Origin of the sequence: Pseudochrobactrum mosebachae (assembly GCF_048914685.1) — a bacterium.
Lineage (GTDB): Bacteria > Pseudomonadota > Alphaproteobacteria > Rhizobiales > Rhizobiaceae > Pseudochrobactrum.
This window is the reverse complement of the sequence record NZ_CP128408.1, coordinates 1,064,338-1,090,486: the sequence shown is the minus strand read 5'-3', so window position 1 is coordinate 1,090,486 and position 26,149 is coordinate 1,064,338. Positions and strand designations below refer to the sequence as shown.

25 protein-coding genes and 1 riboswitch are annotated in these 26,149 nt (G+C 50.8%); of the genes, 15 read left to right on the top strand and 10 right to left on the bottom strand.

Translation table 11 applies throughout. The annotated features are described in order from the left end of the window. Positions 1-81 precede the first annotated feature (81 nt). Positions 82-1,278 (bottom strand): O-succinylhomoserine sulfhydrylase, encoded by a 1,197-nt coding sequence (locus MP213Fo_RS05150; protein WP_421090579.1) that lies wholly within the window; start codon positions 1,276-1,278, stop codon positions 82-84. 113 nt (positions 1,279-1,391) lie between these two features. Then, positions 1,392-1,471: riboswitch (SAM riboswitch) on the bottom strand. 121 nt (positions 1,472-1,592) lie between these two features. Between MP213Fo_RS05150 and MP213Fo_RS05145 the strand changes: the two genes are divergently transcribed. Continuing rightward, the gene (locus MP213Fo_RS05145; RefSeq protein WP_421090578.1) at positions 1,593-2,681 is read left to right on the top strand and encodes a 2'-deoxycytidine 5'-triphosphate deaminase; all 1,089 of its coding nucleotides are present in this window, start codon (positions 1,593-1,595) and stop codon (positions 2,679-2,681) included. A 129-nt stretch (positions 2,682-2,810) separates the two neighbouring features. On the opposite strand, the gene MP213Fo_RS05140 is transcribed toward MP213Fo_RS05145, so the two are convergent. Then, positions 2,811-3,203 (bottom strand): hypothetical protein, encoded by a 393-nt coding sequence (locus MP213Fo_RS05140; protein ID WP_421090577.1) that lies wholly within the window; start codon positions 3,201-3,203, stop codon positions 2,811-2,813. Positions 3,204-3,492: 289 nt separating this feature from the next. Between MP213Fo_RS05140 and MP213Fo_RS05135 the strand changes: the two genes are divergently transcribed. The 10 genes from MP213Fo_RS05135 to MP213Fo_RS05090 all read left to right on the top strand — a co-directional run bounded on the left by MP213Fo_RS05135 (position 3,493) and on the right by MP213Fo_RS05090 (position 11,950). Next, the gene (locus MP213Fo_RS05135; protein WP_421090576.1) at positions 3,493-4,482 is read left to right on the top strand and encodes a GlxA family transcriptional regulator; all 990 of its coding nucleotides are present in this window, start codon (positions 3,493-3,495) and stop codon (positions 4,480-4,482) included. A gap of 246 nt (positions 4,483-4,728) precedes the next feature. Then, positions 4,729-4,995 (top strand): DUF6460 domain-containing protein, encoded by a 267-nt coding sequence (locus MP213Fo_RS05130; RefSeq protein ID WP_421090575.1) that lies wholly within the window; start codon positions 4,729-4,731, stop codon positions 4,993-4,995. Positions 4,996-5,021: 26 nt separating this feature from the next. Continuing rightward, positions 5,022-5,507 (top strand): CAP domain-containing protein, encoded by a 486-nt coding sequence (locus MP213Fo_RS05125; RefSeq protein WP_421090574.1) that lies wholly within the window; start codon positions 5,022-5,024, stop codon positions 5,505-5,507. 198 nt (positions 5,508-5,705) lie between these two features. Then, entirely contained in the window at positions 5,706-7,064 is a 1,359-nt protein-coding gene (locus MP213Fo_RS05120; RefSeq protein WP_421090573.1) for an MATE family efflux transporter, read from the top strand. Between the two features lie 332 nt (positions 7,065-7,396). Then, entirely contained in the window at positions 7,397-8,695 is a 1,299-nt protein-coding gene (locus MP213Fo_RS05115) for a cell wall hydrolase (RefSeq protein ID WP_421091021.1), read from the top strand. Positions 8,696-8,906: 211 nt separating this feature from the next. Then, the gene (locus MP213Fo_RS05110) at positions 8,907-9,314 is read left to right on the top strand and encodes an AtpZ/AtpI family protein (RefSeq protein ID WP_421090572.1); all 408 of its coding nucleotides are present in this window, start codon (positions 8,907-8,909) and stop codon (positions 9,312-9,314) included. 264 nt (positions 9,315-9,578) lie between these two features. After that, entirely contained in the window at positions 9,579-10,328 is a 750-nt protein-coding gene (locus MP213Fo_RS05105) for a F0F1 ATP synthase subunit A (RefSeq protein WP_421090571.1), read from the top strand. 181 nt (positions 10,329-10,509) lie between these two features. Beyond that, positions 10,510-10,737 (top strand): F0F1 ATP synthase subunit C, encoded by a 228-nt coding sequence (locus tag MP213Fo_RS05100; protein WP_022711131.1) that lies wholly within the window; start codon positions 10,510-10,512, stop codon positions 10,735-10,737. 110 nt (positions 10,738-10,847) lie between these two features. Then, positions 10,848-11,459, top strand: a complete 612-nt coding sequence (locus MP213Fo_RS05095; RefSeq protein WP_421090570.1) for a F0F1 ATP synthase subunit B — start codon at positions 10,848-10,850, stop codon at positions 11,457-11,459. Between the two features lie 11 nt (positions 11,460-11,470). Further along, positions 11,471-11,950 (top strand): F0F1 ATP synthase subunit B, encoded by a 480-nt coding sequence (locus tag MP213Fo_RS05090; protein ID WP_421090569.1) that lies wholly within the window; start codon positions 11,471-11,473, stop codon positions 11,948-11,950. 234 nt (positions 11,951-12,184) lie between these two features. On the opposite strand, the gene MP213Fo_RS05085 is transcribed toward MP213Fo_RS05090, so the two are convergent. From MP213Fo_RS05085 to MP213Fo_RS05050, 8 genes are all read right to left on the bottom strand, one after another. Further along, on the bottom strand, positions 12,185-12,910 hold the full coding sequence (locus MP213Fo_RS05085; protein WP_421090568.1) for a ribonuclease HII: 726 nt from the start codon (positions 12,908-12,910) through the stop codon (positions 12,185-12,187). Positions 12,911-12,986: 76 nt separating this feature from the next. Next, a complete protein-coding gene (locus MP213Fo_RS05080; protein ID WP_421090567.1) occupies positions 12,987-14,171 on the bottom strand; it encodes a PA0069 family radical SAM protein in 1,185 nt (394 codons plus the stop codon). A 162-nt stretch (positions 14,172-14,333) separates the two neighbouring features. Continuing rightward, complete coding sequence (gene moaB / locus MP213Fo_RS05075) at positions 14,334-14,882, bottom strand: molybdenum cofactor biosynthesis protein B (protein WP_421090566.1); 549 nt, start codon at positions 14,880-14,882, stop codon at positions 14,334-14,336. Between the two features lie 13 nt (positions 14,883-14,895). Then, a complete protein-coding gene (locus tag MP213Fo_RS05070; protein WP_421090565.1) occupies positions 14,896-15,792 on the bottom strand; it encodes a 4-(cytidine 5'-diphospho)-2-C-methyl-D-erythritol kinase in 897 nt (298 codons plus the stop codon). 11 nt (positions 15,793-15,803) lie between these two features. Next, positions 15,804-15,992 (bottom strand): hypothetical protein, encoded by a 189-nt coding sequence (locus MP213Fo_RS05065; protein ID WP_421090564.1) that lies wholly within the window; start codon positions 15,990-15,992, stop codon positions 15,804-15,806. Positions 15,993-16,118: 126 nt separating this feature from the next. Beyond that, positions 16,119-16,973: a S49 family peptidase gene (locus MP213Fo_RS05060; protein WP_421090563.1), complete on the bottom strand. Its 855-nt coding sequence runs from the start codon at positions 16,971-16,973 to the stop codon at positions 16,119-16,121. Positions 16,974-17,056: 83 nt separating this feature from the next. Continuing rightward, positions 17,057-18,238 carry a Na+/H+ antiporter NhaA gene (gene nhaA / locus MP213Fo_RS05055; RefSeq protein WP_421090562.1) on the bottom strand — a complete coding sequence of 394 codons (1,182 nt, stop codon included), beginning with the start codon at positions 18,236-18,238 and terminating at the stop codon, positions 17,057-17,059. Positions 18,239-18,388: 150 nt separating this feature from the next. Then, complete coding sequence (locus MP213Fo_RS05050; protein ID WP_421090561.1) at positions 18,389-19,186, bottom strand: tRNA1(Val) (adenine(37)-N6)-methyltransferase; 798 nt, start codon at positions 19,184-19,186, stop codon at positions 18,389-18,391. Between the two features lie 274 nt (positions 19,187-19,460). Between MP213Fo_RS05050 and MP213Fo_RS05045 the strand changes: the two genes are divergently transcribed. The 4 genes from MP213Fo_RS05045 (at position 19,461) to glyS (ending at position 26,094) form a co-directional block, all read left to right on the top strand. Further along, positions 19,461-20,477 (top strand): polyprenyl synthetase family protein, encoded by a 1,017-nt coding sequence (locus MP213Fo_RS05045; RefSeq protein ID WP_421091020.1) that lies wholly within the window; start codon positions 19,461-19,463, stop codon positions 20,475-20,477. A 186-nt stretch (positions 20,478-20,663) separates the two neighbouring features. After that, positions 20,664-22,547, top strand: coding sequence for a tetratricopeptide repeat protein (locus MP213Fo_RS05040; protein ID WP_421090560.1), 1,884 nt, complete (start codon positions 20,664-20,666; stop codon positions 22,545-22,547). A gap of 199 nt (positions 22,548-22,746) precedes the next feature. After that, the gene (locus tag MP213Fo_RS05035; RefSeq protein ID WP_421091019.1) at positions 22,747-23,697 is read left to right on the top strand and encodes a glycine--tRNA ligase subunit alpha; all 951 of its coding nucleotides are present in this window, start codon (positions 22,747-22,749) and stop codon (positions 23,695-23,697) included. A 225-nt stretch (positions 23,698-23,922) separates the two neighbouring features. After that, the gene (glyS, locus tag MP213Fo_RS05030; RefSeq protein WP_421090559.1) at positions 23,923-26,094 is read left to right on the top strand and encodes a glycine--tRNA ligase subunit beta; all 2,172 of its coding nucleotides are present in this window, start codon (positions 23,923-23,925) and stop codon (positions 26,092-26,094) included. The last annotated feature ends 55 nt before the right edge of the window (positions 26,095-26,149 follow it).

The window sequence follows — 26,149 nt, the reverse complement described above, 5'->3', positions numbered from 1 at the left end:
GACGCATTTTTTACGAACACTAACTTGATGTTGGCTGAGTGTAAAATGCTTTGGCAATCATAAAAATAATGCCAAAACATATTAACCCCGTGCTGCCTTTAGTGCAAAGTCAATATCCTCAATCAAGTCATCGGTATCTTCAAGGCCGATTGAAAGACGCAGCAGACCTTCGCCAATGCCGAGCTCAGCTTTGGCCTCGTCGCTCAGGTTTTTATGCGTTGAGGTCGCCGGATGGGTAATCAGGCTTTTGGCATCGCCGAGATTGTTGGAAATGCGGATGATTTGCAGCGCATTTTCAAACGCAAAGGCGGCTTTCTTCCCCCCCTTCAGATCAAGCGCGATCAGTGTCGAACCGCCGGTCATCTGGCGGGCAATAATCTCTGCTTGCGGGTGATCTTTGCGTCCGGGATAGATAACCCGCGCAATACCATTCTGTTCACTCAAAAAATCTGCCACGCGACCCGCAGAGCGGGTTTGTGCTTCAACGCGCACCGCCAAGGTTTCAAGACCTTTGAGCATTGTCCACGCATTGAACGGGCTGAGACCCGGGCCGGTATGACGGAAATAATCCTGTAAAACATCCGTGATCCATTCGCGGTCAGACAGGATGACCCCGCCAAGGCAGCGTCCCTGACCGTCAATATGTTTGGTAGCTGAATAAACGACAATATGCGCACCAAGTGCCAGCGGCTTCTGAAATAATGGTGTTGCGAAAACATTATCCACAATCAGCTTGGCACCGATATGATTGGCAATCTGTGCAATTTTGGCAATATCAACCACTTCCAGTGTCGGGTTGGTCGGGCTTTCCAAAAAAAGCACTTTGGTATTCGGACGCACGGCATTGTGCCAGTTTTCAATATCGGAACCGTCAATCAGTGTAAATTCAACGCCATATTTAGGTAGCAGCGTTTCAATAATGTAACGACAGGAGCCGAACATTGCGCGCGCTGCCAGCACATGGTCACCGGCCTGTACTTGGCACAAAATAGCCGCAGCAACTGCTGCCATTCCGGATGCGGTGGCGCGGGCTTCTTCCGCACCTTCAATAGCGCACATCCGCTTTTCAAACATATCGGTGGTGGGGTTGGCATAGCGTGAATAGATAAAGCCCGGATCTTCGCCGGTAAAGCGAGCCTCGCAAGATTCAGCCGTGTCATACACAAAGCCTTGCGTCAGAAACAATGCTTCGGATGTTTCACCATAAGGCGTGCGGGTCGTGCCGCTATGTACGAGCTGGGTTGCAGGGCGGAATGTGCGATTATGCGTTTTAGTCATCGGGCCAACCTATAGTCAGGCTCTGATAAGAGCCTCATTCAGGATAACCGGCAGGGTTCGGGCCACACCGGCCAATAAAAAACCGGCCTTTTGCATGAAGACGCAAAAAAGACCGGTTTGGAACCGCGGCCTAATTTAGCGAATTCTTTTACGTGGCTGCAAGCCGGCCGGCCAAATCACCACAGGATATTTTTGTAAAACGCTTATCAATACTAAGTCAAGTGCCTGTGCGCAAAGCGATTGCCGTAAGCTAGTTTTAACTGCTAAAGGCTAGATTGCCTTTTAAACACAGTAAAAGCAGGACTGGACAGGGAATGAACCGAGATACCGGAATTTTGGCGGACAGCGATATTGCAGCCCTGTTTGATACCGGCGCACTCAAAGCGGCGCGGCCATTGGATCAGGATCAGATACAGCCTGCGAGCCTGGATTTGCGTCTTGGTGCCAAAGCTTATCGGGTGCGCGCTTCCTTTATGCCGGGGCCTGATACCCCTGTTGCAAAAAAGCTGGAACGCCTGAAGCTGCATGAAATTGATCTGAGCGAAGGCGCGGTACTGGAAACCGGCTGTGTATATATTGTGCCACTGCTTGAAAGTCTGGCTTTGCCTCAGGAATTATCGGCTTCAGCCAATCCGAAAAGCTCTACCGGTCGTCTGGATATTTTTACCCGTGTGATTGTCGATAGCGCACAGGAATTTGACAAGGTGCCTGCCGGTTATAACGGCCCGCTTTATCTTGAGGTCAGCCCGCGTACTTTTCCGATTGTTGTACGCAGTGGTTCACGCTTGTCGCAGATCCGCTTCCGCAAAGGAGCTGCACAGCTCAACGAGGTTGAGCTGACAGCTTTGCATGAGCAGGAAACACTGGTGGCTTCTGCAACGCCTAATATTTCTAATGGTGGTATTGCGCTGTCGGTTGACCTGAGTGGCGGTGATAGTGGCCTGATCGGCTATCGCGGCAAACATCATACCTCGGTTGTTGATGTTGATAAACGCGCAATGCACGATGTGCTGGATTTCTGGGAGCCGATCTATGATCGCGGCCATCGCGAGCTGGTGCTTGATCCGGATGAATTCTATATTCTGGTTTCACAGGAGGCTGTGCATGTGCCGCCGCTTTTTGCAGCGGAGATGACCCCGTTTGATCCGCTGGTTGGTGAGTTCCGCGTGCATTATGCCGGTTTTTTTGATCCGGGTTTTGGCAATCTTTCGGCTGGCGGGCAGGGCAGCCGTGCGGTGTTAGAGGTGCGCAGCCATGAAGTGCCGTTTATTCTTGAGCATGGGCAGATTGTTGGCCGGTTGATTTACGAGCATATGCTCAAACGTCCGAAAGCGCTTTATGGCAGTGATCTTGGTTCGCATTATCAGGCGCAAGGGCTGAAATTGTCGAAACATTTCCGCTGATTATGTTCAGACTGCCTCATACTCAAAGTGACTGATTTTGAGTATGAGGCCGATATCCGAATGCTGCCGGCCTGTGCTCAGGCGGTCAATTACCTGATCTTGAGTAGGTTCAAGAAAAATGAAAACGCTCTAATGCCTGCCTGAGCGATATCTGCGGGCTCTGATTGCGGGCCGTATTTGCCGCCATAACAGGGGCAGAAAAACGATTATGAGAGCGCCGCCGGCCCATATTATCCAGAGCACGGGCGCCAGCAGCACGCGTAAGAATGCGCCGGCACTTCCGATAAGCTGACCGATATTCAAAGCATCAATCACCGATGTAACCTCTTTTCCGCCAAGAGATTTTCCCGCATCCAATACAGCGCTGCCGCTGGTTGTCGCCCATGTGAGCACGCTGTCGCCAATATTATAGATGACCCATACAGACACCGACCATACGGCCAGCCCGATCAGCACGATGATAAAAAGCGCTGAGGTTTTTATCAGTGCTGATGAACGAGGATTTTCATAATTTTCTGACATTGCAAGCTCCTGTTGGGTCGATCGAGCAGAGCATAAAATCTCCAGCCGCTAGAGGAGCAAGCGAATTTATCGTTGCGGTCATTCAAGGCAGTACCCTTATTATTTGTGCCATGTTGAAGCTGGGAAAAGCGTGAAACGCTTGTAGTGGTTGAAAAGTTTGAGACCAATGTTTTCGTAAAGCCTTTACAAAGCTTGTGTTGAATACTATCGCTCAGATCAGTCTGGCAGCTATGTTTTCACTGTATTGACTGACAGATTTATGCGTTTCAGGGGAGTGATACGCACAATTATGGTAACAGAAAAAGATCGTAAGCCGGCTGAAGCTGAAATACAGCGTTTAACATTGGGGATTGTTGTGCTGCCGGGGTTTACACTTTCGGCACTCAGTCTGTTTCTTGATCCGTTCCGGCTTGCTGCTGATGATAAAGATAAAAGCCGCCAGATCCGCTGCGGCTGGAAAATATGCACACAAAACGGGCTGCCGGTTGAATCAAGCTCCGGCGTTACAGTTGCGCCAACTGCACCTCTCGGGGCACTGGATGATTGCGATTATGTGGTGATTGTCGGCGGGGTTTTGCCTCATTACCGGCCGGGTCAGAATACGCTGATTGAATTGTTAAAACGTGCCGACCGCCACAATAAAAATGTGATTGGCTTGTGTACCGCCGCCTTTATCGTGGCAGAAGCGGGGCTGCTGAGTGATCGCAATTGCTGTGTAAACTGGTTTCACAAAGACGATTTTCTGCAATTATTTGACGGGTTTTCGGCAGATACCACCAGTCTGTTTCATCGCAGTGGCAAGCATTTTACCTGTGCGGGCGGGTTGGGGGCGGCATCATTGGCATTGTCGATCATTCAGGCCGAAATTTCCGAAGAGCTGGCACGCAAAAGTGCTTCTATCCTGATGTTTCCGTATGAGTTGCTGACCTCGGAGCAACCGGCGCTGAGTTTTAACGGTGTGCGTTCACCAATGATCCGCAAGGCGATCCGGATATTTGAGGAAACGCTTGAAGATCCGTTGGCGATGGCAGATGTTGCCCGCAAGCTCGGCATTTCAACACGGCAGATGGAGCGCGGTTTTCAACTGGGTTTGGGAAAAACCGCCTTTCAGGTGCGTGAGGAATTGCGGGTGCAGCGCGCCAAAGAATTGTTGGCAACCAGTAATGCTTCTCTGCTTGAGGTGGCGGTGGCCAGCGGGTTTACGGATACCCGCAGTATGAACCGCTCTTTCACCCGTCAGAATCAGAGCCTGCCGCGCACCTACAGAAATGCCCGCTAAAAGCTGGTAGGTATTGCGGTCGCATCCCCGTAGCCGTTCAGATATAATTAGAGCGGTTTTACTTTTCTTTGGAGCAGAAAACCGCTTTATCTGTCTGTTTAAACGCAGTTTCGGACGGAAAACCGGTTTCCACTTTTCCTGAAACTGCTCTCGCTGAAAATCGATTCCTGTTAAAATAGCGAAGAAGCGAACTTGTCACGAATTCAATTCGTGCTTATTTGTTGCCTTCAATCAAGGAGTGCTTCTATGTCAGATCGTGCCACCCGTTTTTTGGGCGATACACCGGGCCGTATTATCATCAAGCTGATATTGGTGTCGCTGGTTGTCGGCGTTGTGATGCATGCATTCAACTGGACGCCTTATGATATTCTCTGGAATATCCGCGATTTCTTTGTCAGCCTGTGGAATATGGGTTTCTCAGCGCTGTCGCGTTTTACCGATTATTTGCTGCTTGGGGCCGCTGTTGTGATCCCTGCCTTTATTTTGCTCAGAATTATCAATTACAGAAAGTAAGCCTTTCTGAAATTGGATTACGTTTGATGTTTGATGAGCATGCTCTTTCGCGCCGCCGGTTTTTAATCACCGGCATGATCGGTGGCGGCGCGGTTTTACTCTCTCCTGTTTTGCCGTTTCGGGCTATTGCACAAACCGCCGATGAGGCAACCGCTCTGGTCAATACAATACGCCGCCAATATAAGGTGGCGGAGATGCTCCCCGATGCGCGGCTGGAAGAGGCCGCTTTGTATCAGGCGCGCTTAATGGCCAAACATCGTAAAATCGGCCATAGTATTGGTTGGGGTAATACATTTACCGGCAGGCTTAAACAGGCAGGCATCCGCGGCCCAGCCGCTGAAAATGTGGCCTCAGGACAAAAAGATGTCGCGGATGTCTTGAAGGCTTGGCTCAACTCTGCCGGACACCGTAAAAACCTGCTTGATCCTGTGTTTACCCGCTTTGGCCTGTCATCGGCAATCAATGCTGAAAAGCCGAATTACCGCTACTGGGCTATGCTTTACGGTATTTAATTGCGGTCTGTGCCACAGCAGAACAATTTCCCAAGAATAACGAAGAATTCTGCTGACCGGCATCGGAAAACAGGATATGGATTTTGATATCCATTCTGCCCCGACCGCAACGCATATCTAAGTTTATCGTGTGTTAAAACGGTAATCCGCGCCCGTCAGCAGAACCCCTTTATTCGCTGACAGTTTTCGTGTGGTGCTATGTTTAAGCCCGATAGTGACGCTCTCGCATCGTCTCTGATCCGTCCGTTCAATGTAACGCATCGTATGGTGCTGACCATTGCTATCCCCATGACCTTGGCGGGTATGACCACGCCGTTGCTGGGATTGGTGGATACCGGCGTGATCGGGCAGCTCGGCAATGCCGCAATGCTCGGCGGGCTGGCAATGGGCGCATTGGTTTTCGATTGCTTATTCTCAATCTTCGGCTTTTTACGTTCCGGCACAACCGGTCTGGTGGCACAGGCCATGGGGCGTGGAGATCGCAGCGAAGAGAATGTGGTGTTCTGGCGAGCGATTATTGTGGCTCTGCTTGCCGGCTTTCTGATGATCGCGCTGCTGCCGCTGGTGCTCTACGCTACGAATGATGTTTTGAAGCCTGCACCGGAAACGGCCAAGGCGCTCAATACCTATGTTTCGATCCGTATGCTTTCGGCACCAATGGCACTGGTCAATTTTTCTGTGCTTGGCCTGTTGTTGGGGCGCGGCAAAGGGCTGTTCGGGCTGGCGCTGCAATTTTTGCTCAACGGCATCAATATTATTCTGGCGCTGATTTTGGGACTTGGCCTCGGCTGGGACGTTTCAGGCGTGGCATGGGCAACTGTGACCGGTGAAACGGTGGCCGCAATTATGGGGGTAACTGTGCTGATCTGGCGCGGCGGTGCCCTACGCAATCTTGATATCAACCGCCTGTTCGATAAAGCAGGGCTGTGGCGTATGATTGTGATCAGCCGCGATATTATGATCCGCTCTGTGCTGTTGATGTCAACCTATGTGTTTTTTGCCCGTGTTGGCAATGAGCTGGGCACAATCACGCTTGCTGCCAATGCAGTGTTGATGAATTTTTATCTCGTGGTCGGCTTTTTTCTTGAAGGTGTAACCATCGCTGCCGAGCAACTGGCAGGGCGTGCAGTGGGCGCGCGTTATAGTCCGGCGTTCCGCCGCTCAATTCAGCTCACTTTCTTATGGGGAATGGTGCTGGCAACATTGATGGGGCTGATTTTTCTGATGTGGGGCGATCTGCTGGTTAATGTGCTGACCACTGAGCCGGATGTGCGCCTGATGGCCGTACAATATCTGCCATGGGTGTCGCTGACGGCGCTGACAGGGCTCTATGCATTTCAGATGGATAGTATTTTTATCGGAGCTTCCTGGTCAAAAGACATGCGTAATATGATGTTCTTGTCGATGTTTGTATTTTTTGGCGTGCTATATGGCACTCGCGACTGGTTGGGCAATCACAGCCTTTGGCTGGCACTCAATTTGTTTTTATTTATTCGCGGCGTAACTTTATCGGCAATGCTGCCAAAGCGTTATCGCGGCGAATTTTCAAGCCTTTAATCACTGTCTGTTACAGTAAAACACTGTCATTTATTTCAGGGGCTTAACTGTTTTTTACGGTTAAGTCCTTGTTGTTTTTATGGGTGTGATACGGCGTGCAGAAAACCTGAAAATTAAAAATTCCTTAATGAAATTAATGACTAAAAGCATTTACTTGTTAACACTCCATCAAGGTTAATGGATCATTATTTAGCGATAGTCATCCAGAGCAGATTCAGGAAAAGTGTAGACCGGTTTTCGCTCTGAAACTGCGTTAAAAACAAAGAGCCAGGGCGTTTTTCTTAATCAATGAAAAATGAAACCGCTCTAGCTTGAGTGAGTGGAGTATTCCGGTGCGTAGTGTAGCTTTGCGGGCCCTTTTGGGCCGTTCCGGCAATAAGCCAGCGCAGGTCTGGTATTATCCTTCTGAAGGCTATTGCCCGCAGGATGGCCGCTATTATCCTGTCGCTGTTACCCACAAGCAGGTGCGAAAATCTGCCAGCCTGCCGGTTTTGCTGGCTGGCGTAGGATTGTTTTTCTATTCCAGTAATGTGATTGCTTTTCAGGATATGGCCAGCATGATGAGTGTTGGCGAGCAGGCAGAAAACCGCTGGACCGCCTATATGGTCGATGCACCTGCCGGTTCTATCCATAAAGCTGAAATGCCGTTTATCGATTCGTCGGTTATCACCGGCAGTGTGAGCGCGGCAGCCGATATTAACGGCCTTGGCCGCGTGGTGATGAGCGGGCGCACCGCTGGCGGCAAGCGCGGTGTGGACGATCCTAATCCTGATGAAACCCGTATCAGCCGCAGCGATAAACAGGCACGGCTTGTTTCTGTGCAGACCAAAGCACCGGCACGGATGTTTAATGCAGGCTCCCTTGCGGAGCAAGTTTCAACGGTGAGTCCCAGGCTGCTGCAACCGGTAGCCGGTAAAGCCAACGTTAAAACCGCTTTTGTTAAAGCCCCGACCCGTGGCAAAGAAGTAGAGATCACGCTGGCTTTTCATCGCCCCGAGGTAAAGCCGGTTAATGTCGTGCCAACGGCACTTGCATCCTTGATTACCAATAATCAGCCGGACATTCTGGCGCTTGGTTATGCCCCTGCAAAACCTGATTATGCCAAGACCTCGCCATTTGAGAGTATTCTGGTGCCTGAAAAAGACAGCGGACGTTTTATTCCGCCGATCAGTGCACGAGATCATAATTGGGCAGCAACGCCACTTCCGCCGGCAGCATTTGGTGCCAGCGAGCAGAAATGCCTTGCTGAAGGGATTTATTTTGAGGCGCGTGGTGAGCCGGTAAAAGGGCAGGCGGCAGTCGGGCAGGTTATTCTCAACCGTGTGCGCAATCCGGCATATCCGGGTACAATCTGCGGCGTTGTTTATCAAAATCGCGATTGGCGCAATGCCTGCCAGTTTTCATTTGCCTGTGACGGACAGAAACATCGTGTGACCGAGCCAGGTCACTGGCGGATGGCCCAGCAGGTAGCAAAAGCAGTGACTGACGGGCAGATCTGGTTGCCGGAAGTAGGCTCTGCAACCCATTATCACGCCACCTATGTGCGCCCGCGCTGGGCTTCCACAATGGAAAAAGTCAAGAAGATCGGCCTGCATGTTTTCTATCGTACATATGGCGGCGGCTGGAGCTGATTGGTCAGGGATTCGGCACGCTGACCGGTAGTCAGGGAGCTGATTTACTTGGTGTTCGATTGTATTGCCTGTTAAGTATATGATTTAAAAGATAAAAAAACCTTCAACTTCTATGCAGACAGTGCCTTGACGAATGACTTGGCTGTTAATATGTTGCGGCCGACTTCAGAGTGGGGCGAAAACCTCAGTTTTCTTGCCAAAGGAGGCATGTATGGCGAACGGGAATACACCCGAAAAGCCTCAGCAATCCGATGATACGGCAAGCAAGGCGCACGCCCCGGTTAACACCGAAGCTCAGAAAAGTCTGGATGAACGTTTACGCAAGCTTGAGGGTCATCTGGCTGCCAAGGGTGTAGGCGAGAAATCCGAAAACAACGGCAAGACTGAGAATGCACCGGCCTCAATGGGGCAGGCCATGAAGTTATCCAGCGAATTTATTGCCGGAATTATCATGGGGGCGGGACTGGGCTGGTTTGTTGATCGTGTTGCCGGCACTAATCCCTGGGGATTGATTATCTTTCTCTTCTTAGGTTTTGGCGCAGGAACTCTGAATGTTTTACGTTCCGCAGGATATGTCGCAGAAAACGGCAGTAATGTGGACAAGAAGCAACAGAAATAAAAAATAATGTGCATAAGGGCTATCCCTGACATGCATGACAGGTAATAAGCCTGTAAAGACAACGGAACTTTTGAAGCTAATTTGCTTTTTCAGTGTTCCATAAAGTTTAAATATGGTCTATCGGCAGACAATGCGTTCGCAGATGCGGTCATATGATAAAAATTAGAAGAACTGTTGCAAGCTTGATGTTCGCCGGTTTTTCTGAAAAGCGCCCTCGGGCATGAATGAAACGCCTTCGGGCATGCGTTGACAGGTGAGGTTAAGGTGGCAAACGATCCGATCCATCAGTTTCAGGTTTCCAGATGGATTCCTATCGATGTCGGCGGTGTCGATCTGTCGTTTACGAATGTGTCCGCCTTTATGGTGCTGACTGTCGTAACCGCTTCCGCTTTTCTGTTTCTGACTTCAGCTGGTCGCGGCATTGTTCCGACACGCTTACAGTCAGTTTCTGAAATGGCCTATGAGTTCGTGGCAGGCTCTTTAAGAGATTCCGCCGGCTCGCAGGGCATGAAATTTTTTCCGTTTGTGTTCTCCTTGTTCACATTCATTCTCGTAGCTAACTTTCTCGGGCTGTTTCCGTATTTCTATACGGTTACCAGTCAGATTATTGTGACCTTTGCGCTGGCCTTGCTGGTGATTGGTACGGTGATTGTTTATGGTTTCTACAAGCATGGCTTCAGCTTTCTCAAGCTGTTTGTGCCAAGCGGCGTTCCGGCAATTATTATCCCGCTGGTTGTTGCTATTGAAATCATTTCCTTCCTGTCACGTCCGATCAGCCTTTCTGTGCGTCTCTTCGCAAATATGCTGGCCGGTCACATTACACTGAAAGTGTTCGCAGGCTTTATCGTATCAATGGGCTCAATGGGCGCACTTGGTATTGGTGGCGCAATTCTGCCGCTGACAATGACCGTTGCGATTACTGCGCTGGAGTTTTTGGTCGCATTCTTGCAGGCCTATGTGTTCACAGTGTTGACCTGCATGTACATCAATGATGCGGTTCATCCGGGTCACTAATACAATTGACTGTTGTCCGGAGTTCGGACAGCAGTCTTAATCTATCCTGAAATCAGGCTCTGTCTTTCGAACCGTATTGTGAGTAGCACATCATTCGTTTTACAGGTCGCTCTGAAATATCGCCGGCGGGTTTCCGCCAGAACTGAAATCCGCATTTATATCAATCCAGAAGGAGCTCAACATGGAAGCGGAAGCAGCAAAGTACATCGGTGCAGGTCTCGCCTGTTTCGGTATGGCCGGTACGGCTCTCGGCCTCGGCAACATTTTCGGTAGCTTTCTTTCGGGCGCACTGCGTAACCCGTCTGCCGCTGACAGCCAGTTTGGCCGTCTGGTATTCGGCTTCGCCGTGACAGAAGCTCTGGGCATCTTCTCGCTGCTCATCGCACTTCTTCTCCTGTTCGCAGTTTAATTTTAAGCTGCCGGATTAAATCGGCCGCATATGCCATCTCCTTTATGAAGATTCAAAGCATATGCGGCTGGTTATCGTTTATTAAGCCTGAGTGATAAGGGGAAAATTGGATGTTCGTGTCCACGGCGTTTGCCCAAACCGCGACCGACTCTCAGCCGGCACCAGTGTCTGGTTCTGACAGTGGTAACTCTGTTGTGCACACCGAAACTGGTGTGGCGACTGAAGCCGGTAAAGGCGTGTTTCCACCATTTGATTCGACCCATTACGCATCGCAGCTGTTATGGCTGGCGATCACCTTCGGGCTGTTCTATCTGTTCATGTCGCGCGTTGTGCTGCCACGTATTGGCGGTGTAATCGAAACGCGTCGTGACCGCATTGCACAGGATCTGGAACAGGCAGCGCGCCTGAAAACAGATGCAGACAATGCCATCGCAGCTTATGAGCAGGAACTGGCTGTTGCCCGCAACCGTGCGGCTGTCATTGGTCAGGAAGCCCGCGATAAGGCGAAGGCAGATATCGATGCTGAACGCAAAGCCGTTGAAGCATCGCTTGAAAAGAAATTATCTGAAGCTGAAAGCCGCATCACTGCCATTAAAACCAAGGCAATGAATGATCTCGGCTCGATTGCTGAAGGCACAGCTGCAGAAATCGTTGAAAAGCTGCTTGGCGGAAAAACCGACAAAGCTGAAATTTCAGCTGCTGTTAAAGCTGTTAGCGCTTAAAGGAGACCGTTATGGATTCAACATTTTGGGCGCTCGTAGGTCTGGTTATCTTCCTTGCACTGCTGGCTTATCTTAAAGTTCCGGGCATGGTTGGTCGTTCGCTTGATGAGCGTGCTGCCAATATTGCCAAGGAACTGGATGAAGCACGCACGCTTCGTGAAGAAGCGCAGGCTCTGCTTGCTGAATATCACCGCAAGCGCAAAGAAGCTGAAAAAGAAGCCAGTGAAATTATTGCTGCTGCACAACGTGAAGCCTCTTCACTGTTGAGCGAAGCAAAAGCGAAGTCTGAAGATTATATTGTTCGCCGTAACAAGCTTGCTGAACAGAAAATCGCTCAGGCTGAAAGTGATGCAGTTAATCAGGTACGCGCTTCGGCAGTTGATATTGCTGTTGCCGCTGCCAGCTCGCTGATCGCAAATAAAATGGATACAAAAACTGCCGGTACCATGTTCAAGACATCACTGGATCAGGTTAAAGAGAACTTCAATTAAGTTTTCGTATCTTTGACAATTAAAAAACGCCGCTTTTCAGCGGCGTTTTTTATTGCTCATGTTTGAGTCAAGCCAATTATCTTGTGTGCCAGTGCCAGTGCCAGTGCCAGTTCAAAATGAAACAAATTTTCTGGAGCGGCTAACGCTCAGGTTAAATCGCAGCACTCGCTCTAGATTCTAAAGCTATCGCATTGTCATACCTGTCAAGTTGATTCAACTTGATAGTGAAATGCTCTAAGCGCCATCCGCTCTGCTCCAGCGGCCTTTGATTGGTGCAAAGCTGTAACGATGCAGACCGCGTACAGGCCCCTGATCTTCAATCGCCTGCCGATGTAAAGCGGTGCCATAGCCCGCATGCTTTTCCAGCCCGTAAGCCGGATGAATTTGACCGGCACGTTCCATCATCCGGTCACGGGTCACTTTGGCAATGATTGAGGCTGCTGCAATCGTGAGTGAGCGTTGATCACCTTTCACCAGTGTTTGTGCAGGACACGGTAGACCGGCCGGTTTTTTATTACCGTCAATCAGTGCATAATCGGCGCGGATCGGCAGGGCATCAACACAGCGCTTCATCGCTGATAATGATGCTGCCAGAATATTACTGGTATCAATACTATCGGCGCTGAGGCTGCAAAGAGTAATGGCGAGCGCTCTGTCCATGATCGCGTCAAACAGCTTGCTGCGTTTAGTGGCGGTCAGACGCTTTGAATCATCCAGCCCTTCCGGCAGATTATTCGCATCCAAAATAACACATGCCGCAACAACTGGGCCTGCCAGAGGTCCGCGGCCAACTTCATCCAGACCAGCAATCAAAGGATAGCCTTGGGCTTGCAAGGCAAGCTCATGGGCATAATCGGGGGCGAATACCACCGGCTTACCAAGAGGAGCCTCAACAGGCAGTTCGGGAGATATGGTTTGCTTTTGTGAAAAAAGCGGAGAATCGATAGGTGCTTTGCTCATGGACAGTGAGATCGCATCCTTGTCGATTCTCCGCAAGGCCGCCGCTCGCAAAAGGATGAGCGACGATGGTGATGTTTTAAAACAACGATAATTGCACACCATTGGGCTGGGGCGGGGTGAATAAATCGCAACGCAAACGGGATTTGTGAATGTTCAGTCCCAGTTTTTTAGCGGCAATTTCAAAACGGCGACCGATCTGCCACGCATAAGGCCCTTCACCACGTAAACGTTTTCCCCATTCCGCATCATAATCCTTGCCACCACGCATCGAGCGTAACAGTGACATCACATGGCGATAGCGGTCTGGGAAATTGCGCAGCAGCCAGTCTTTGAACAGCGGAGCAACCTCAAGCGGCAGGCGCAGCAGCACGTAGCCTGCCTCACGTGCGCCCATGGCATAAATCGAATCCAGTATACGCTCGATCTCATGGTCATTGATGCCAGGGATCACAGGGCCCAGTAGTGCTGATACCGGTATGCCGGCCTCGCTTAATTGTCTGATTGCTTGCAGGCGTAAAGTGGGTGTAGAGGTGCGCGGCTCCATTGTCCGTGCCAGCGATGCATCGAGTGTTGTGACGGATAGCGCTACTTTTGCCAATCCGCGCTCGGCCATGGTACTAAGTATATCAATGTCGCGGGTCACCAGTGCAGATTTGGTAACAATGGCAACCGGATGATTGGCATCATTCAGAACGCTGAGAATATCGCGCATGATGCGCCACTTTTTCTCAATCGGCTGATAAGGGTCGGTATTGGTGCCAATGGCAATGGTTCTTGGAAGATAGCCGGCTTTGGATAATTCTTTTTCCAGTAAGCGCGCGGCATCGGGTTTGGCGAATAATTTGGCTTCAAAATCAAGCCCTGCCGACAGCCCCATATAACTATGAGAGGGGCGGGCAAAACAATAAATACAGCCATGTTCGCAACCGCGATAAGGGTTTATCGAACGGTCAAAGCTGAGATCAGGTGAATCATTACGGGTGATGATCGTGCGCGGTTTTTCAACCTGTACTTCAGTTTTAAACGGCTCTAGTTCTTCCAGAGAGTTCCAGCCGTCATCGCTTTCAATACGTGTTTGCGCTTCAAATCGGCCCGAAGGGTTGATGCCGGCGCCCCTTCCGCGACGGCGGCTATGATCAATCCGCAGACCGGCACCTTCAATGATCGCATTGGCTTTGAGTGTGCGCTCCTGTCCAAACACGGCAGAATTCGAGAAGGCAGCCTGATCAGCCGGTTCAAAAACCTCCTGTAAAATCGCCATAGCTTTCTCCTTGCCGGTTATGCTGTAATAAGCACAACCGGAGCGCTGTAAATGAATGGATGCAGGTCTGGGCGGCGCTTAAATTACGACTCTCATGCGCCGGTATGGTTTAAAAAATAAACCTAATTTCAGAACAAAGCAAGAACTATATTATGGAGGATTTTAACCGGCTTTACCGCTGCGTTTCAGGTGCTCATCAAGGCGCGGCATTATCTCGACAAAATTACACGGGCTGTGGCGATAATCGAGCTGCTGGGCAAGAATACCATCCCATGCATCGCGGCACGCACCGCCTGAGCCCGGTAATACAAACACAAAAGTCTGGTTGAGAAGGCCTGCTGTTGCACGTGACTGAATGGTGGAAGTACCGATTTTACTGAAGGACAACTGATGGAACAGCACCGAGAAGCCGTCCATTCTTTTATCAAATACCGGCTCCAGCGCATCAGGGGTAACATCGCGCCCCGTAAAGCCGGTGCCACCGGTGGTGATAACCACATCAATAGCCGGATCTTTAGACCAGTCGGTCACCTGTTGCCGGATAAGCAGCATGTCATCGGTGATGATTTTACGATCGCGTAGGTGGTGTCCTGCAGCCTCGATGCGTGCACTGAGAAATGCGCCGGAGGTGTCAGTTTCCAAGGTACGGCTATCTGAAACTGTCAAAACCGCAATGCCAACCGGTATGAAACTGCGTTGCTTAACAGTCATGGTGCTTACTCCGTTATAGCTGCGGCAGAGCACTGGCAGTGACTGTGCTGGTCGCCTGAATGAACCAATGCGGATAGTTGTGCCGTAATTGCGCTGCAGCGTGCTGTGCCTGTGCTATAGTGTCATAAATGCCAAGACAAGTCGCGCCGGAACCCGACATTTGTGTAAACTTGGCGCCGCTATCATCGAGAATGTTTAAAATTCGCGGCAGCTGTGGCGCAAGGCTTGCAGCAGGGGCATAAAGATCATTGCGGGTGCTTGTTAGATAATCACAAAGATCGCTGATTGTGGTGAGGCCTGGCAGTTTCGGCAGTGGTGGATTATCGCGTTTGTGCAGGTTTTTAAAAATCTGCGGTGTTGAAAGCGCTGTCATATCATTGATCAGAACCAGAGGCAGTTCCGGAAGGTTTTGCACATGCTGCAAATCTTCGCCAATGCCTTTTGCAATCACGCCGCCACTATAAATTTGGCCATGCATACACATTGGCACATCTGCACCAAGCGCTAAGCAGAGACGGTTCAAATCTGCAGATTCTGCGGAGATTTTCCACAAGCGCATCAGCAGCACAAGCACTGTCGCCGCATCACTGGAGCCGCCGCCGATACCAGAGGCGACCGGCAGGTTTTTCTCCAGATGTATCGCAACCGCCGAGCTCAAATCCGGATAATGCGCGCGCAACACATCACGCGCTTTCAATACCAGATTATCACCGGTGACAGGTACTTGATTGGCGTAAATACCGGATAGCGTAAAACTGTCTTCAGCGGCAGCGGTCACGCTCAGCGCATCGCCGTAACGGGTAAATACCACCAGACTGTCAAGCAGATGATAGCCGTCTGCCCGCTGGCCTGTCACATGAAGCGCAAGGTTAAGCTTGGCATAAGCTGTGGCGCTGAGTGATACATGCATGGTTCAGTGAGTCAGCCTTTATCTGCCGGACGATAAACGCCGGTCTTTGGATCGCGCACTAATGTGCCGCTGGCGCCGGTACGGGCTTCTTGTTCAGCCTGACGTACTTTTTGTGAGACACGGGCAGCTTCGCGTTTGAAGGAGCGATAGCCGTAGATTGCAACTGCTGCAATGATGATAAGAAAAATCAGCTGAGGCATAACCGGCTCCTTTCAGGCAGGCTTCGGAATAATCTCTGACTTAATCGCAGCGGGGGCAGATTTCAAGAAGCCCACTATTTATCATTTTATCATGATACGATTATGACCCGACGATTATCGTGAGGATTATAACCCGTAGCGCGACCATAGTGTTTTTTCTTCCACTGTTGCAAGCAGGCTCTCGCCGGCAGCGCCGATCATCTGGCCATGCAGAATACCGCTGGCGCTTTTACGTCCCAGCAATCCGCGTGAAGATTGTATTAGTTTCAGCTCGGTTTTGTCGCCATAGGCTTTGCGTAAATGGCTGCGGATATCGCCCAGACCATCAACCAGCCCGAGTTGCAGCCCCGTTACACCGGTCCAGAATTGTCCGGTAAACAGGTCCTCATTGTCCTGCAATTTGGCGCCGCGGCGCTCAATCACCATATCAATAAAAGTTTGGTGAATTTCAAGCTGCAAGGCTTTGATATGCTCAATATCGGTCATTTTCTCCGGTTGAAACGGATCCATCGTTGCTTTGTTCTTACCTGCCGTATGCACACGGCGTTCGACACCGATTTTTTTAATCAGTTCAGTAAAGCCGAAAGATGCGGAAACCACGCCGATCGAGCCCACAATAGAGGACGGGTCCGCAATGATTTCATCACCGGCAATGGCTATCATATAGCCACCGGATGCAGCAGCGTCTTCAACGAAAACATAGACTTTCTTGTTATTTTCCTGCGCCAGATCACGAATACGCTGATAGATCAGCCGCGATTGCACAGGCGAGCCGCCGGGGGAATTGACAATAAGGGCAACTGCGGGGCTGTGCTTAACGCTAAAAGCCTTATCGAGCTGAGTAGCAATAGTTTCAAGCGACAGGTTTTGACGCAGCGGGCTGCTATTGCTCATAATTGCACCGCTAAGGCGGACAACCGGAATTTCTACCGCTGCGGATTTAAAACGGCGCGGGATCAGGCGACTGAACAAAGACGGCACTATGAGTTCTCCGGACGGGTAACGAAAAGAATAATGATGGGCTCTACCCGTTATTGTGAGAATAACAGGTAGAGCTCAAAATGTTATTTTCCAGCGCGGTCACGCGTTGAAATACGCAACAATATATAACCGCAGACTGCTGAGAACAGTGAGCCGAGCAATACGCCGATTTTAGTTTCACTATGCAGCAGATCACTCTCAAAGGATAGCAGGCCGATAAACAGGCTCATGGTAAAGCCGATACCGCAAAGCAGCGATACACCATAGAGCTGTGTCCAGCTTGCGCCCATCGGTTTGGTAGCAATGCCGGAGCGGATCGCCAGCCATGCCGCACCAAAGACACCCAATTGCTTACCGGCAAACAAGCCGAGAGCAATGCCGAGAGTGAGTGAATCGCCAAGGATCGACGGGCTCATACCAGCAAAAGAAACGCCGGCATTAGCAAAGCCGAAAATTGGCACAATCACAAAGCCGACCCATTTCGCCAGTGCATGTTCCAGCGTGTGTAGCGGCGAGCTCATATCATCGGGGCGGCCAAGCGCCGGTTTGATCGGAATGGTCAGTGCTGCCAGAACGCCGGCCACAGTGGCATGTACACCTGATTGCAGCACCAGATACCACAAGCCAATGGCGAGAATAATATAAGGGGTGAGGCGCATAACGCCAATTTTATTCATGGCTAACATGACGATGAAAACGCCGATCGCCCCGATCAGATAGAGCGTTGAAATATCTGCAGTATAGAAAACTGCAATAATCGCAACTGCAGCCAGATCATCAAGAATGGCAAGGGTTGCCAGAAAAACTTTAAGGCTTGTCGGAACACGCGGTCCGAGTAATGACAATACGCCAAGTGCAAATGCAATATCGGTAGCGGATGGGATGGCCCAGCCCCGCAAGGTTTCAGGGTTTGACCAGTTAAAAGCGGCAAAAATCAGCGCCGGAACGATCACGCCGCCTGCGGCTGCAATGCCGGGTAAGGCACGGTTTGACCAGCTGGCAAGCTGGCCGTCCAGAAACTCACGTTTAATCTCAAGCCCGACCAGCATGAAGAAGATGGCCATCAATGCATCATTGATCCAGTGCAGAACACTCATAGGGCCGAGCTTGCTTTCCAATAGCTGAAAATAACTGCCTGAAAGCGGTGAGTTGGCAACAATAAGGGCAAGTGCGGCGGCGATCATCAGCGCAATACCGCTGGCAGATTCATTGTCGAGCCAATGCCGGAGCGTGGAAATCGGGCGCTTGGAATGGGCTGGTTTCATCAGTCGATTGCCTTCTTATCTAGGGGCGGGCGCGTTGTTCGTCTTTATTGACGCGCCTGTCTTTTAATCTGCCACACGTTACCCGGTCTTAGCGGTTTGCTGGCAGTCTCCGTTTGCGGGGAATTGCAAAAGGGTCTCCGCGGTCAACAATCACAACAAACTGTCGAGACCATTGGTGAGACCTTCTGCACGCGGGGTAAATTCATGTCCCGAACTTTTATGCAAAATTAGCGGTGGCGCAAGGAAAACCGGAGCCCGGCTGCCGTTTATGCCCGTTATCACCACACGTATAGCCGGTTCGCTTGGTCTGGCATGGATCGGCACAATGGTTATCCGGCCAAAACGCCGCTGCATATGCTGCAAAATATCGCCCAAAGAGGCGGGTCTTGCGATAATGCCGAGACTGCCGCCGGAACGTAAAATACCGGCTGCGGTGCGGATCCAGCTTTCAAACATTCCCTCAGACATCACATGTGCCTGCGCTTTCAGGGTGTCAGGCGTTGCACGGTCGCTGGCGCTGTTGAAAGGCGGGTTCATAATGGCAAAGTCAAAACTATTATCATAAAGACCGAATTCTGCCCGTGCCGGCCCGTTCACTGTCACATCAGCCTGCAATACCGAGAGCCGGGCGTGTAGATGAGAATTTTCCACCATAGTGCAGGTTTTTTGGGCGTAGAGCAGCATGTCCGGTGATTGTTCAATCAAGGTAACTTCCGTTTCTGCGCATCTTGAGGCAACGGCCAGCCCAGCAGCGCCGGCACCTGAGCCGAGATCGGCCACTTTGCCTTTAAAGCCGGTTGGCACAACACTTGCCAAAATCATCGCATCAATGCCGGAGCGGTGGCCTTTAAGTGCAGGCTGCACCAGATGAAAAGCACCGCGATGAAAAGCATCTGTCGTTTCGCCATAAGGCAATGGAGAGGCTGGCTGGTCAGATCGAGTGGTCATAAAGCGAGAGGTTTCCTGTAACGGGTTTTCAACAGCTCAACCGGCTGTAACCGATTCTGTATCACTATAGTAAAAGCTGCAATTCAGTCTCATTACCTGTAATTGTCATCTTATATAGGGCGAATGTGCTTTATTGTTACGGGCAGGTGCGTGTTACTCTTGCCTTTAACAGGCGTTTTAGTGCATTTGACGCTTGAGCATAAACGCCGCCTTGAATAATGTGTGGCGCATAGACGGGTCTCATAGTCAGGCCGTGTGAACTGGAGATATGGCATTGGGTGTTGTTCTCAATCTCGACGAGAAAAAAAATCAGCAGGCTTCGGTACAAAAGCTGGTTGATCTGACAAGAGCGGATATGGGACGTGTCAATGCGCTGATCCTTTCCAAGGCCGGTTCTGATGTTGAAATGATCCCGGAAGTGGCCAATCACCTGATTTCTTCAGGTGGCAAACGCCTGCGTCCGATGATGACCCTCGCAGCCGCAACAATGTTTGGCTATGAGGGCGAAGGCCATGTGCAGCTCGCTACCAGCGTTGAATTTATGCATACTGCTACACTCCTGCATGATGATGTGGTGGATGAAAGCGATTTGCGCCGCGGTAAAAGCACTGCGCGGATGATCTGGGGCAATCAAGCCAGCGTTCTGGTCGGTGATTACCTGCTGGGACAGGCCTTCAAAATGATGGTGGATGTCGGCTCGCTTGATGCGCTTGATGTGCTGGCAACCTCGGCTTCGGTGATTGCTGAAGGCGAAGTGATGCAGCTTGCTGCCGCCAAGAATATGGAAACCACCGAAGATGAATATCTGGCGGTGATCAAAGCCAAGACCGCAGCGCTGTTTTCGGCGGCTGCCGAGGTTGGCCCGATCATTGCTCAGGCATCGCGTGCTGAACGTCTGGCATTGCGTTCCTATGGGCTTAATCTCGGTCTGGCATTTCAGCTGATTGATGATGCGCTGGATTATGGCGGTTCAGCTGCCGATCTCGGCAAAAATGTCGGCGATGATTTCCGTGAAGGCAAAATTACCATGCCGCTGCTGCTCAGCTACCGCCGTGGCTCTGAGGATGAGCGCACATTCTGGAAAACCTCGATCGAGCAAGGCAATAATGATGATGAGGCGCTGCAAAAAGCCATCGGCCTGATGACCAAACATGGTTCTATCGCCGATACTGTGCAGCGTGCGCGTCATTTTGGTGAAATTGCCCGCGATGCTCTGGCACCACTGCCGCAAAGCCCGCAAAAAGATGCTCTGATTGATGTCATCGATTTTTGCATCAGCCGCGTCAATTGATTGATTTATTCTGCGCCGGATGAGTTTTCTGGCGCAGTATGTAATAGTTTGCGTTATGATTCAGCATGGTATGTCTGAATAACCATGCAATAATCTCCAAATAGCCAGTTATCCGGCCACATAAAAAACACGCCTTTGCCGGATATCTCGTCGGTATTCAGAATTTTTATGCAAGGGGAGAAGCCAATGCGGCGGAAAACAGTTAAGGCTCAGGCTCTGGTTCTTGCTCTGATGGCAGGGGCCGCCATGGTTACCATGAGCGCCGGCCTCACCTCAGCCTCTGCCACAACAACAGCCAAAACAGCTCCGGCTATTAATGAACCGGTGATCATTGGTCGTGTGGGTTCCTTCCCCGGCGCTTACCTTGCAGGGCGTATCGCCGAGATCGACAATAATCTTCCTGTTGCTATTGCATATTATCGCCAGGCGCTGGCGTTTGATCCTTCAAACCAGTCAATGAAGCGCGATTTGCTGCTGTCTTATCTGACTGACGGTCAGCTGGATGAGGCATTGCCTTTTGCCAAAGCGTTGAAAAACGAGCCGGAAGTTGAGCGTTTTTCACGGGTTATTTTGGCGATAAAAGCCTTCAACGATAAGCATTACCGTACAGCACGTACCAATCTTAAACTGACACAGCAATCCGAAATGGATCGTCTTGCTGTGGGTTTGATGAGCGCATGGACCTATGCCGGTGAAGGTCGCCCTAAAGATGCACTTGCTGCGGTGCAGAAGCTTGACGGGCCGGTCTGGTATGATCTGTTCAAAACCTACACATCGGCATTGATTGCCGATAGCGCCGGCATGTCCAAAGAGGCAGATAAATTCTATGCGCAGGCTGTTGCCGATAAAGAGGGTGGCAGTGCAGCGCCTGATACCTATGAGCGTATTATTTTTGCTTATGCTGATTTCAAGCAGCGTCAGGGTGATAAAGGCGCTGCGATTAAACTGGTTGAAGACGGCGAGCAAATTCTGAGCGGCCGTGTGATTTTGCGTGAAGTGCGCAACAAGCTCGAAAGCGGCAGCAAGCTTGATCCGCAGGTTCGCACTCCTCAGCAGGGGGCTGGTGAAGTACTCTATTCGTTAGGTACTGCGATTAATCGTGGAGGCGCGGAAGCGTTTGCTACCATTTACCTGCAAATGTCGCGCGAGCTGCGTAAAGATAATGATGCAACGCTGTTTCAGCTGGGCGATATTGCGGCCAAGCTGCGCCAGACTGATAAAGCTATTGGTTATTACAGCTTGGTAGCCGATAAATCGCCTTATAAACGCGATGCTGAAATGCAGCTTTCACTCAATCTGGCCGAAACCGGTAAGACCGATGAGGCGATTGAACATCTTACAAGCAATCTGCGTATCAATGATAAAGACAATCGTTCATATCTGGCGCTTGGTGGCGTCTATGCGCAGAAAGAAGATTTTGCCAGTGCTGCAAAGATTTATGATCAGGCGGTCGCCGACATTAAAGATCCGGTGCGTCAGGATTGGCCGATCTTCTATCAGCGCGGCATTGCCTATGAGCGTTTGAAACAATGGGACAAAGCCGAACCGAATTTCCGTAAAGCGCTGGAATTGTTTCCGGATCAGCCTCAGGTGATGAATTACCTTGGTTATTCCTGGGTTGATCGCGGCGAAAATCTTGAAGAAGCGTTGCAAATGATCCGCCAGGCTGTCGAGATGCGCCCGCAGGACGGCTATATTGTTGATTCACTGGGTTGGGCTTATTACAAGCTCGGCCGCTATAATGAAGCGGTTGTAGAGCTTGAAAAAGCGGTTAAACTGCGCCCTGAAGATCCGACGATCAATGATCATCTTGGTGATGCCTATTGGCAGGCAGGGCGTGGGCTGGAGGCTACATTCCAGTGGAACCATGCCATCGCCGGCAAACCGGAAGCGGATGAATTAGTAAAAATTCAGAATAAACTGAAAAATGGTCTGACCCAAACAGCGCAAGCTGATGTGCCGGTGAGTGATCCGGTAAAAGCCGATGCACCTATTGAGAAGGCGGGCGATAAGGTCGAACCTCAGCCATCAGGTGAGAAGGCGAAAGATACGCCAACTGTGAAGCCATAAGCCAAGTTATCCGCTTTGTTGTCTTGACCGTTTGCTGCGGAATAATTAGGACACAGTATCTGATTTTAGTCAGGGGCTGGGAGTGTTGCGCTCGGTCCCTGTCATTTTGTTTGTCGCATAATTTCCGTATAAAGAATGATCTTTTAAAACGGAAAATGCTTAGTGAGGCCTGTCCGTGACCAGCACACTGCCTGAACACCTGCACCCGACCCGCTCTTTTCAGGGCTTTATCATGGCGCTCCAGCACTATTGGGCACTGCATGGCTGCACAATTTTGCAGCCTTACGATATGGAAGTCGGCGCCGGTACATTGCATCCGTCCACCACTTTACGGGCACTCGGGCCACGCCCGTGGAATGTTGCTTATGTGCAGCCTTCGCGCCGCCCGAAAGATGGTCGTTACGGTGAAAACCCGAACCGCCTGCAGCATTATTACCAGTATCAGGTTTTGCTCAAGCCAAGCCCGCCAAACTTGCAGGAACTGTATCTCGGTTCTCTGAAGGCGATTGGTATTGATACCGACTTGCACGATATCCGCTTTGTTGAGGATGACTGGGAAAACCCGACCACCGGCTCATGGGGCTTGGGTTGGGAGTGCTGGTGCGACGGCATGGAAATTTCACAGTTCACCTATTTCCAGCAGGTCTGTGGTATTGAATGCTCGCCGGTTGCCGGTGAGCTGACCTATGGTCTTGAGCGTCTGGCGATGTATGTGCAGGGCGTGGACAATGTCTATGATCTGAATTTCAACGGTTTGGAAGGTGAGGATAAGGTCACTTATGGTGATGTGTTCCTGCAGGCCGAACAGGAATATTCACGCTATAATTTTGAAATAGCCAATACTGATATGCTGCACCAGCATTTCATCGATGCGGAAGCAGAGTGCTTGGCTGTTTTGGCTGCCGGTATGCCACAAGAAGCGGAAAGTGCCGAAGGCACGACAGGGAAATTACATAAATGCGTGTTTCCAGCTTACGATCAGGCGATCAAGGCATCGCATATTTTCAATCTGATGGATGCACGTGGCGTTATCTCGGTAACCGAGCGTCAGAGCTATATCCTGCGTGTGCGTAATCTGGCGCGTCAATGCGGTGAAGCTTTCCTTCAGACCGATGCCGGTGGCGTCAATTACAAGGGTGAAGGTGTGTAATGCCTGATTTACTATTAGAGTTGTTCTCTGCGGAAATTCCTGCATCGCCGTTCGCCCGCGATGAAGTGAGGACGAACCAAACAAAGAATAAGCATGCGGAGGGCACACGCTGATGCCTGATTTACTATTAGAGTTGTTCTCCGAGAAAATTCCTGCATCGCCGTTCGCCCGCAATGAAATGAGGACGAACCAAACAAAGAATAAGCATGCGGAGGGCACACGCTGATGCCTGATTTATTACTTGAACTTTTCTCCGAGGAAATCCCCGCGCGCATGCAGCGTAAGGCGGCAGGGGATCTTAAAAAACTGATCACCGATGGTCTGGTTGAGGCAGGTTTGACCTATGAGGCGGCAACGCCTTACTGGACACCGCGTCGTCTCACTTTGGATATTCGCGGCCTGACCGTGCGCTCGAAAGACGTGCATGAAGATATAAAAGGCCCGTCTGTCAGTGCGCCGGAAGCTGCTATTCAGGGCTTTCTGCGTAAAGCAGGCCTTGATGATATTGCTAAAGCTCATGTGCATTCCGACCCTAAAAAGGGTGATTTTTACGTAGCGCATATCACCAAATCGGGTCGCGCTGCTGAAGAGATTATTGCGGAACTGGTGCCGAATGTGGTGCAGAATTTTCCGTGGCCAAAGTCGATGCGCTGGGGCAAAGCCTCAAGCCAGTCCGGCGCAATGCGCTGGGTGCGGCCGTTACAATCGATCATCTGCCTGTTTGGCCCTGAAACTGAAGAAACCGTCGTGGTTGATTTCGAAGTTAGTGGCGTGCGCTCCGGTAACACCACCTATGGCCACCGCTTTATGAGCGATGGGCAGGCGATTACTGTACGCCGCTTTGATGATTATGTTGAGAAGCTCGAAAAAGCCTGTGTGGTATTGGATGCTGACCGCCGCAAGGAAATGATCCTGAGCGACGCGCGCAACCTTGCCTTTGCCTCCGGTCTTGAACTGGTTGAAGATGAAGGCCTGCTGGAAGAAGTCTCCGGTCTGGTTGAATGGCCGGTGGTACTGATGGGTGAGTTTGAGGAAGAGTTCCTCACCATTCCGCCTGAAGTGATCCGCCTGACCATTCGCGCTAACCAGAAATGCTTTGTTACCCGCAACCAGGGCGAAGCAGATGCACTGTCTAACAAGTTCATCCTGATTTCCAATATTGCAGCCCGTGACGGCGGCAAAGAAATTGCCTTTGGTAATGGCAAGGTTGTGCGCGCACGCCTGTCTGATGCCTTGTATTTCTGGCATACCGATCAGGCCGATATGACAGATATGGACAAGCTGAAACCATCAGCGGCCAAATTTGATCTTGATCTGGCAAAGCCGCTGGATCAGCGCATGGCGCGTTTGGATGCGCTCAATGTGACCTTCCATGCCAAGCTTGGCACGCAAGGTGCACGCGTTGCCCGCATTAAAGCTTTGGCACAAGCAATTGCGCCACTGGTCGGCGCTGATGTGGCGCTGGCTGGCCGCGCTGCGGTACTGGCAAAGGCCGATCTGCAAACCGAAGTGGTTGGCGAGTTCCCTGAATTGCAGGGCGCAATGGGGCATAAATACGCGCTGTTACAGGGCGAAGATGCTGCTGTGGCCACTGCGCTGGAAGATCATTATAAGCCGCAAGGCCCGTCTGATCGGGTCCCGCGCGAGCCGGTATCGGTTGCTGTAGCGCTGGCTGATAAGATCGACACGCTGGTTGGTTTCTGGGCGATTGATGAAAAGCCGACAGGTTCGAAAGACCCTTATGCCCTGCGCCGTGCAGCCTTGGGTGTTATTCGCCTGATCCTTGATAATGATGTGCGTATAGAGCTGAAAAGCATGATTGCGCAGGCCGAAAAGCCTATGGCTTTGATTGAAGGTCTGGCATCAAAAGATGTTGGTTCAGATCTGCTCGCCTTCTTCCATGACCGTTTGAAAGTCTATCTGAAAGACGAAGGCGCGCGTCATGATGTAATTGATGCAGTGCTGTCTCAGGATGCTGATAATCTGCTGCTGGTTGCACGTCGTTTGGAAGCACTGATCGTTTTCATCAACACTGAAGATGGTAAAAATCTGCTGGCAGGTACTAAACGTGCCGCCAATATTCTCGGTGCAGAAGAAAAGAAGGGCACAGTTGTTGGCGATCAGGTCAATGCTGCGCTCTTTAAAACGGAAGAAGAAAAAGCTCTGTTTGCAGCGGTTGAAATCGCTGAAACCAAAGCCGCTGACGCTATTGTCAAAGAGGATTTTGCGTCTGCAATGTCCGCTATGGCAGAACTGCGTGTGCCGGTCGATGCATTCTTTGACAAGGTGATGGTCAATGATGAGGATGCTGCAATCCGCGCCAATCGTCTGGCATTGCTGGCTAAAATCCGCTCTGTAACCGGACAGGTCGCAGACTTCTCAAAAATCAACGGCTGATAAAATATACGCAATAAAAAAGCCGGAGGGTCAGGAACCGCTCCGGCTTTTTACT